Source organism: uncultured Mailhella sp. (assembly GCF_944324575.1).
Taxonomy (GTDB): Bacteria; Desulfobacterota; Desulfovibrionia; order Desulfovibrionales; family Desulfovibrionaceae; genus Mailhella.
The window spans coordinates 1-9694 of record NZ_CALUWV010000074.1; the positions used below are offsets into that span (position 1 = coordinate 1).

At 62.9% G+C, this 9694-nt stretch carries 3 protein-coding genes and 2 pseudogenes; all 5 read left to right on the forward strand.

All coding sequences use genetic code 11. The annotated features are described in order from the left end of the window. Positions 1-594, forward strand: a pseudogene (locus Q0J81_RS08570) (DNA mismatch repair protein MutS); the annotation flags it as partial. 250 nt (positions 595-844) lie between these two features. Next, entirely contained in the window at positions 845-1339 is a 495-nt protein-coding gene (locus Q0J81_RS08575; protein WP_294447207.1) for a lipoprotein, read from the forward strand. Positions 1340-1341: 2 nt separating this feature from the next. After that, on the forward strand, positions 1342-2037 hold the full coding sequence (locus tag Q0J81_RS08580) for a hypothetical protein (RefSeq protein WP_294447209.1): 696 nt from the start codon (positions 1342-1344) through the stop codon (positions 2035-2037). A 672-nt stretch (positions 2038-2709) separates the two neighbouring features. Continuing rightward, entirely contained in the window at positions 2710-6861 is a 4152-nt protein-coding gene (locus Q0J81_RS08585; RefSeq protein ID WP_294447210.1) for an EAL domain-containing protein, read from the forward strand. A gap of 59 nt (positions 6862-6920) precedes the next feature. Further along, positions 6921-9409: pseudogene (locus tag Q0J81_RS12330) on the forward strand (chemotaxis protein CheB); the annotation flags it as partial. Between the last annotated feature and the right edge of the window lie 285 nt (positions 9410-9694).

The window sequence follows — 9694 nt, forward strand, 5'->3', positions numbered from 1 at the left end:
CAGGCCGACAGCCGGAGCCTCGTCATTCTCGATGAAATAGGCCGCGGCACCAGCACCTTCGACGGGCTGGCCCTGGCCTGGGCCGTGGTGGAGGAGCTCGCGCGCCGCGCCGCAGGAACCATCCGCACGCTTTTTGCCACGCATTATCACGAACTGACCTCTCTTGCCGGATCGCTCCCCGGCGTGTGCAACATGAATATTGCCGTCAAGGAATGGAACGGCGACATCGTGTTTCTGCGCAGGCTCATTCCCGGCCCGGCCGACCGCAGCTACGGCATTGAGGTGGCGCGTCTTGCCGGCGTGCCCGCGCCCGTGGTGCAGCGGGCCCGCGACATTCTCGCCCAGCTTGAGGCCGCGCGCGGCAAGGCCCGCGTGGCAAAGCTGGAAGCCGCCGTTCTGCCGGGACTGGACATTGTTCCCGCAAAGGCTAAAACCGTGAAGGCGGCTTCTGCCGACGCTGTCTCCGCTCCGCAGCCCGAGCCCGCCCCGCAGCCCGAGCCCCCCGTGCTGGAGGCCCTGCGCCGCGTCAATCCCGACGCCATGACCCCCATGGAGGCCCTGCGCCTGCTTTCCGACTGGAAAATGCTCTGGGGCATGCCCGAAAACAGGGATGATTCCGCGCCCGGCGCGGACAGGGCGGCAACGGACGCGCAGAATGACGTGCAGAATGACGCGCTTTCTAACGCGTCAACGGCCGCTTCGGACGCGCCCACGCCCGAAAGAAAGCCCGCGCGCAGGGGCCGGAAAAAGGCCTCCGACGCCGCCTCGCAGCCAGAAAACGACCGCACCGGATCCCGTCCGGCGCGGCAGACCGGCATGCCGCGCGCATGCCTTAAGGAATGGTATGAAACGTAGTTCAGCCTGCTGGAGCGCGTGCCTTGCGCTTCTTGTGCTGTGCGCGGCGCTTGCCGTCGCCGGATGCGGCCGCAAGGGCGATCCCGTGCCGGACTTCTCCCGTGACGAATTTGCCTTTGCCTCGCTCGGCGCGGAAGCCGCAGCCGACGGCACCATCACCTTTCAGGGCACGCTGTCCGGCGCGACGCAGAACATGGAATACATGGTGCTCGAAATGCAGGCCGTGGACGGCGAGCTGTGCGAAGGCTGTCCCTTCCTCGCGCAGGACGTGCACCGCGTGGATTCCCGCGACGCCTGGGAGAGCGAAAGCGGCTCGTCCTTCAGCTTCGTGTACCGTCCCGTCTTTCCCGGCAGCGCCTACCGCTGGCGTCTGACGGGCTACAACCTCTATTCCGGGCTTCCCCCTGTGGTGAGCCCCATGCAGACCGTCTTTATGGCAGGCTCCCCCTACGAAGCCGTGTCCATGCCGGAAAACGGAGAGTGACCATGGTTGTTCTTCAACGTTCGGCGCGCATCCTCTGCGCCCTGTGTCTCGGTCTTGTGATGTGCCTTTTCGCCTCTCTGGCTCAGGCGGCCGCCTACGCGGACTTCCGCGCCGACATTCAGTACCGCATCGACGGAAAAACCGTGAAGAACTGCGGTACGGCCATCTCGTCCGGCCCCTGCGCCCGCATGGATCTCGACCTCGGCAGCGCAGGCGTGTTCACGCTCCTTGTCGACTCCAGAGAACATATGCTCCGCGTGCTCTCCCAGCGCCTCAGAGCCTACGTGGAAATCCCCGTTGCCGGTGACCCCAGAGACTGGCGCAGCCTCGTCAAAAGCGCAGCCGCCGCCGTCATGCCCCAGAGCATGGGCATGATCAGCCTTCAGGAAAAGGAATGCTCCCCCCTCGGGAAGGACAACTGGCAGGGCTACCCCGTCCATAAGACCCGCAACGTCTACGAGGCCGGTTTCATGGGCTCCGTCCGCCGCTTTACCCTCGAAGTGTGGGAAAACGAGGCGTTTTCTCCCTTCCCCATGCACGCCATGGCCGACGAAACGTCCGCTACCCACGGCGGCAGCGCCTGGCTTACCAACATCGTCGCTGAACAGGCCTCCCAGTCCATGTTCAATATCCCCGAAGATTTTACCCGCTATTCTTCCGTCATGGATCTTTTCCTCTACGCCCTCTCGGCGTTTTAAAAACGCAGGAAAGGCATTGCGGGGGAGCGCTGCTTTCGCCATCCGTAAGGCGCTTTGCGTCAACGGTGCAGCGCTCCTCCGCTTCCCCTTGTTTCTGCCTTCCGGCTTCGCCGGTTCGGCAGGACAACGGGGACAGAAAGACGTATGCCGCGCACGTGCCCGAAGCTCCGGAAACCTTTGCTTGCAGCGGGAAGAAGGCTCTCATCGCTCATGCGGGGTCATGCCCCACGAACATTCTTTTTTCACCGCTCCGTAGCCGCTTCGTCTGCAACGGACAGCCGCCTTCCGAAGCTCCGGAAACCTTTGCCGGCAGGGAAACAAATCTTTCTCTCAGCGCTCTGGGGCCCCGGGCGACCTGAGAAGCCCGGCCGACGCCCGCAAGCAGGCGGAATTCACTTCCGCCGTTAAGCGCGCGGGCGTCGTGCAAGCCCCGTGCCCGTACAGCGTGTCCGGAGCAGACGGGAAGTGGCGGTACTCGGGAGAAGGAAAATGTCGCACTCCTGCGCCGGTAAAGCCGACAACGTCAATCTTGACATGAGATTGTGCAGGTATACAAAGAGGCGATAGCCTGCGGCGTGTCGTCGCGGACGGCATTCGTCCTTTCCGGGGAAACTGGACGACCGGAGAGCTGACGAGTGAGGATATAATCCTTTTGGGCAAAGAGTCGGCTTCATGACAGGCAGCAACGGTTTCCATCTGTCGGATCTTCAGTACTGGCGGGAACTGAAAATTCTGGCGGAGCGTGCGTCGAGGGATGTGCTTTCCGGTCTGCTTAACCGCGAAACGGCCACGGATTACATAGAGCAGTGTCTCAAGCATATGCATCCGGGCGACTCCTGCGCGCTTTTCATCATTGATCTTGACAACTTCAAGCAGGTCAACGATACCCTCGGCCATCAGGCAGGCGACGAGGTCATACGGCTTGCGGCCAAGGCGCTTGCGGGCTGCTTTCGCGCTACGGACATTGTGGGGCGTCTCGGCGGCGACGAGTTCTTCGCGCTGCTTTCCGGCAACATCACCGAGAGCGCGGCCAGAGACAAGGCCCGCAGCATCTGCGAGGCGCTGCAGTTTTCCATAGGCGTGAATCCCACGCTGCACGTGAGCTCAAGCGTGGGCGTCTACATCGCCACCGGCGAGACGCGCGCCTTTGAAAAGCTCTATGAACGCGCCGACGCCGCCCTGTACGAAGCCAAGGCCGAGGGCCGCAACAGATATCACATCAGCACCGGCGAAGGCGAGATGCCGCACAAGAGCACGCTCGTCCCCATGCCCCACGTGCCCCTGCAGGTTCCCCTGCTTCTCGAGAACATGGAAGAGGGCGTGGCGCTTCTGGAAGTGGAAAAGAACGCCGTCAACGTGCTTTACGCTTCTCCTGCCGTGTTCCGCATGCTGGGCACGGACAGCTCGGCCCTTTCCCTGCCCTGCGAGCTTTCGGTGTTCGGGGGCGTGCATCCCGAGGATCTCGGGGAATTTGAACGGCGTCTGCGCGACGGTCTTGCCGCAGGCAAGGCCGTGGAGTATGAGCATCGTTTCGCCTGGGGCTGCGGCTGGCGCTGGTGCCGCGCAAGAGCTGTGCGTTCCCCCATGCCGTGCAGCGACAACGTGATGATGGTGCTCGTGCGGGACATTTCCGGCGCGCGCAGGAGTCAGGGTGACATTCTGATGGAAGGGGAGTATTTGAAGCTGGCCCTCGACCGGGGCGCGTGCCTGCTCTGGGAAGTGGACGTGGCTTCCCGCAGGTTCCGTCTCTTCAACGGCAGGCGGCTGCGTTCCTCCGGCGCCATGATGGATGACTTTCCTGAAGGGCTCATCCGCAAGGGCTGGGTGCATCCCGATTCCGTGGACAGGTTCCGCGCCTTTGCCCGCGCCATGTTGAGCGGACGGCCCGCCGGCGGCGGAGCCTTCGTGCTGCGGCATACCATGAGCCGCCGTTTCGACTGGTTTTCCGTGCAGTACCGCCTCCTGCCCGACATGGACCGCGGGCCGCTCAGAATCGTGGGCATTGCCGAGCCCATCAGCGTGGGCATAGCCTGGAGCATTTCCGCCAGGGAACGTCTCTGGGAACATCTGCGTCCCAATCTTTTCTGCTACGTGCGCGGCGACCTTACCGAAGACCTCATGGAGGAACTCTGGATAGAGGGCAGAACCCTTACCCGGCATTTGCGCGGCGCAACGTTTCAGAGTCTCGTGGCCTGGGAGAAGAAGCGTCTTTTCCGCAGGGAGGACGGCGAGGAATTTTTTGCCGTGTTCAACCGCAGGGCGCTGCTCGACGCCTTTGCCCGGGGCCGGGAATGGATTGCCAGAGAGTTTCGCTGCGTCGACTTCGGCGGAACCGTGCGCTGGCTCTCATATGTGGCGCATCTGGCGCGGCATCCGCTCACCGGCAACGTGCAGGTCTTCGGCTTCCTGCAGGACACCGAACGCAGGCACGAGAGAGAAGCCGCCCTCGCCGGAAGTTCCGGAGATCTGCCCGTGCACGGCATCTACAGTCGGGACATGGCCAGAAAGCTCGCCGAAAAGGCCCTTGAAAGCGGGTCTTCCCCGAGGCATCTGCTGGCGCTCGTGCAGATGTGCGGCGTTTCCGGCCCGCAGGAGGCCGGCAGGCGTGAATTCATCATCATGGCGCTTTCCATGCTCATCGGGGCCGACTGCGTCATGGGCGAGTACGACGAGACATCCTTCACCGTGTTCCGGCCCGATGCGGCTTCCCGCGCCGTGACGAGACAGCGCATAGACGACGCCTTCGCCTTCGTGCGGCAGGCCCTTTCCGCCGACGGACTCGTGCCGGGACCGCGCTTTGTGACCGCCGTGGCCTGCGCCGATCTCGGCGGCATGGATTACGACGACATCCTGCGGCAGGCCGAACGCTGCTGTGCGCGGTGGAAAAACGCTCCTGCCGATGCCGTGGTCTTCATGGACGACCTTGCGCCGCTGCTGCCCCGTCAGGCCGGAGAGCCGGAAACCGGTCTGGAATGCCTTGAGAACGGCGAAGATTCCGGCGCGGAAATCCGAAGCCGGACGGACGACGCCGCACAGGCCTCCGCTGCGAAACCTGCCGTGCCGACAACGGTTTCGTCCCTCACCGACGAGGAAAAGGACGTGGCCATTGCCTGCCTCGACGCGCTGCTCCGGGAGGATTCTTCCGACGTGGCCATGAGCGAGGTGCTCCGCCACCTGGGAACCTATTATGAGGCCGACCGGGCCTATACGCTTTCCCTGGCCGAAGACGGCCGCACCGTGCGCGCTTCCCACGAGTGGGTGACCGAGGGCCGCTGCAGTCTGAAACGGCGGGTTTCGGGCATGGCGCTGGACAGGCTTCCTCTTCTGTGGCGCTGTCTGCGGGAGAATCGTCCGGTCTTTCTTGAGCGCAGGGCGGAGCCGGGCAGAAGAAGCGAGGACTGGCGCTTCATGGCTCTTCCCCTCGCCCCCGCGGAAGGCGGACCCGACGGCGTGCTGTGCGTGGAAAATCCGCGTCGGCCCATCCGCGTCGACGCCCTTTCCGCCGTGCTGCTGCCCCATCTTGCCCGCGTGCTTCGCTTTTCCGGCGCGGCGGGCTCCGGACGCGGCATGGCCGCTCTTCGGGATTCGCTCACCGGCCTGCAGAATCTGCGCGCCTACATGGACAGAGTGTGTCAGCTCACCTCCGACACCTGCACCTCCCTGGGTGCCTTCACCCTTGACGTGCCGCATCTTGCCCCCCTCACCGGTGCGCAGGGGCGTGGTCAGAGTTCGCGCCTCGTGCTGCTCTATCTTGCCGAAACCCTGGGCGCGGTGTTCGGGCGCGATCTGCTGTTCCGCACGCGCAGCGACGAGTTCGTGGCCCTTTGCGCCAACTGCACGCAGAACGTCTTTCTGGCCCGCGTGCTCCGCGCTCAGTCCATGCTGCAGCGCCGCTATCCCGGTCAGCTCCGCTTCGGCTACACCTGGTCCGAAGGACTTTTTTCCGGCGACAAGCTGGTCAAGGAGGCCCGCACCATCATGCTCTGCGGGCAGCTTGAAACGTCGGCAGGCGGCACGGCTCAGCCCGAGCTCGGCGTGCGCGGCCCGGGCATGGCGGGCACGGGCGGACTTGAGAGCTTTGCCATTTACCTGCAGCCCAAGGTCGACATGCGTTCAGGCGTCGTCATCGGCGCCGAAGCCCTGGTGCGCGGTCTCGACGGCTCGGGGCGTGTCGTCATGCCCGCGCGCTTCATCGAGGCCATGGAGCGTACCGGCGCCATCCGCGAGCTTGATCTGCACGTGCTCGGCATGACCCTCGCCCTCATGGAGGGCTGGCGTCGCAGGGGGCTCCGCAGCATTCCCGTTTCCGTGAACTTCTCGCGCGCCACGCTGTTCAGTCCTTCGGCGCCCGGCTCGGTGCTGGCCCTGTTCAGCCGCTATCCCATGCTTGCCCCCTCGCTGCTGGAAATCGAGGTTTCCGAAAACGCGGGCGACGTCGAAAGCCGCACCCTTGAAAGAGCCATGGCAGGCTTCCGTCCTTTCGGCGTGCGCTTCGGACTTGACGACTTCGGCACGCGATACGCCAACCTGTCGCTGTTCACGAGCGTGCCCTTCGACACCGTGAAGCTCGACAGAAGCCTCATTCGCGACCTTGCCCACAACAGCGTGGGGCGCGCGCTCGTGGGCGACATCGTGCGCCTCTGCCGGGCCAGAAACATGGTATGCGTGGCCGAAGGCGTGGAAAATCAGACACAGACGGACGCGCTGCTCAACGAAGGCTGCGTGTTCGGACAGGGCTTCCATTACGGACGCCCCATGCCCGCAGAGGAATTTGAACGACGCTGCCTGATCGCTGCCGATCAGCGGCAAGGAGAGAGTTCATGACTGACGACGAAATGACCGTAACCGTGAAGGAAAACAGCGGGCCTCTGCTTATCGTGGGCATGGGTGCTTCCGCCGGGGGACTTGAGGCGCTCCAGCAGTTCTTTGCCAGAATGCCCGACAACAGCAATCTTGCCTTTGTCGTCATTCAGCATCTTTCGCCGGACTACAAAAGCCTCATGGCCGAAATACTCGGCAAGCATACCGGCATGAAGGTCGTGCAGGCCGAAAACGACATGCCCGTGCAGCCCAACGTCGTCTTTCTCATCCCCCCGGGAAAGAACATGACCGTGAAGAACGGCAGGCTCCTGCTCGCGGAACAGGTGCACGGCGCGGTCAATCATCCCATAGACGTCTTCTTTTCCTCCCTCGCCGCGGAAAAGCGGGAACTGGCGCTTGCCGTGGTGTTTTCCGGTACGGGTTCCGACGGCACGGGCGGCGTCAAGGCCATCAAGGAGCACGGCGGTCTCGTTTTCGTGCAGGACCCCGGAAGCGCCCGCTTCGACGGCATGCCCAAAAGCGCCATCGGCACCGGCCTTGCCGACTTCGTCCTGCCTCCTTCCGAAATCGCCGCGGAACTGCTCAACTTTTCGCACTATCCCGTCATGGCCGAAGCCTCGGAACCCTTCCTTTCCGAGGACGAGGACATCCTTGCGCGCATCTACATGATTCTCAAGCGCGTGAGCGGCATAGACTTCACCCACTACAAGAGAAACACCGTGCTGCGCCGCATCGAGCGGCGCATGGTGGTCACCCACAGCGCCACCCCCGCCGACTTCGCAAGGCTCATCGAGGAAAACTCCGCAGAGGCCTCCCAGCTCGTCAAGGACATACTCATAGGCGTCACGCGCTTTTTCCGCGACGCGGAGTTCTTTGAAAAGCTCAAGGCAACCGCCGTTGCCGCCATTGTCGAGCAGAGCGACGAAAATACCCCCGTGCGCGTGTGGAGCGCCGGATGTTCCACCGGCGAGGAGGCCTATTCCCTGGCCATGCTCTTCCGCGAGGTGCTCGAGGAAAGGCATCTGCGCCGGGACGTCAAGATCTTCGCCACCGACGTCGACACCCGGGCCATAGAGCAGGCCGGAAAGGGCGTGTTCCCCGAAAGCATCGCCGAAGACGTGTCCCCCGAACGGCTCGCCCGTTTCTTCGTCCGGCACAATGATCAGTATCAGGTGAACAAGGACATCCGGAAAATGATCATCTTTGCGCCGCACAACATGCTTTCCGATCCCCCTTCGGCAGGCTCTCGCTCATAAGCTGCCGCAACGTGCTCATCTATTTTCAGCCCGTCCTTCAGAAGGGGCTCTTCGCCATTTTCCACACCGCGCTCAAAAACGGCGGCTTCCTCTTCCTCGGCAGAAGCGAAACCGCCAGCGAGTACAGCAAGGTGTTCACGCCCCTTTCCGCCGCAGAGAAAATATACGTGCACAGAAGCGAGGGGAAGATGGAAGACTTCATGCCCCCCGCCTTCAACATCCCGAGAATCCACACCGCAAGCCGCAGCGTTCAGGGCCTCTCGCCGCAGCAGGACAGCTCCTTCACCATGGAAGGCGTCTACAGCCGCTTCCTCGAGAAGTTCCTGCCCGCCTCCGTGGTCATCGACGATCAGAACAACGTCATTCACTTCTTCGGCAACTACGCCGATTACCTGAACATCGCTCCCGGCAAGGCCACCTTCAACTTCTTCTCGCTCGTGAACAGTGACGTGAATCTCGTTTCCTCCACGGCCATCAGCCGCTGCCGCACGGAACGCTGTCCCGTCACCTACACCGGCATTGCCGTGGACACCCCTTCGGGCCACAGGGTCATCGACCTTTCCGTGCAGCCCGTCGAGGACGAGTCGGGCGTCATGACAGGTCTTCTGGCCGTGCTCTTCGTGGAACAGCGCGACCTGCCCCTGGAAGGCGTTCTGGAAAAATACGACATCAATACCACCGCCGCCCAGCGCATCACCGACCTGGAACACGAACTGCAGGTCTCGCAGAGCGAACTGCGCTCCACCATAGGCGAACTCGAAACCGTCAACGAGGAACTTCAGGCCGCCAACGAAGAACTGCTTACCGCCAATGAGGAACTGCAGAGCTCCAACGAAGAACTCCAGTCCGTCAACGAGGAACTCTATACCGTGAATTCCGAGTTCCAGCAGAAGCTTGACGAGCTCACCACCATGACCAACGACCTGTCCAACTTCCTCTCCTCCACCATGATAGGCATACTCTTCGTGGACAGCGAGCTCAATATCCGCAAGTTTACCGAGTACATAGGAAGAGAGTTCCAGCTCGTGAGCCAGGACGTGGGAAGATCCCTTAAAATATTCGCCCACAGCTTCCCCGGCGAGGACATCATACAAGACGCCGACAACGTGCTCAGAACCCTGACCCCCGTCGACCGCGAAGTCACCGGCATGAACGGCCGCTTCTATACCATGCGCATCGCTCCCTACCGTACCACGGAAAACAGCATCCGCGGCCTCGTCATCACCGTCATCGACAGCCTCGGCGAAGGCAGAAACCGTACCCCCGCAGCCGCCGGCGACCCGGACGAGAAACGATAGAAAAGACAGAAAACGCAGAAAAGACAGAAAACGCAGGAAAGGCATCAGGGGCGCTGCCCCTGACCCCGCCGGGGGGAATGATTCCCCCCGGGCCCCCTCATTCCTTTCAGCTTGTTGACAACGCTCGGGGGAACGCGGGCGAGGTGCTCTGAACGGGAAGGGCAGGGGGGAGACGCAAAGACCGGAAGGCTCGGCGGACTCTGTTCGGGCTGCAAACTCAGTGCAGGCGTGCGCGGCTGCGCCCGCCTGCGGCTGGCCGACCGATGTTCCGCTTCGCGCAAC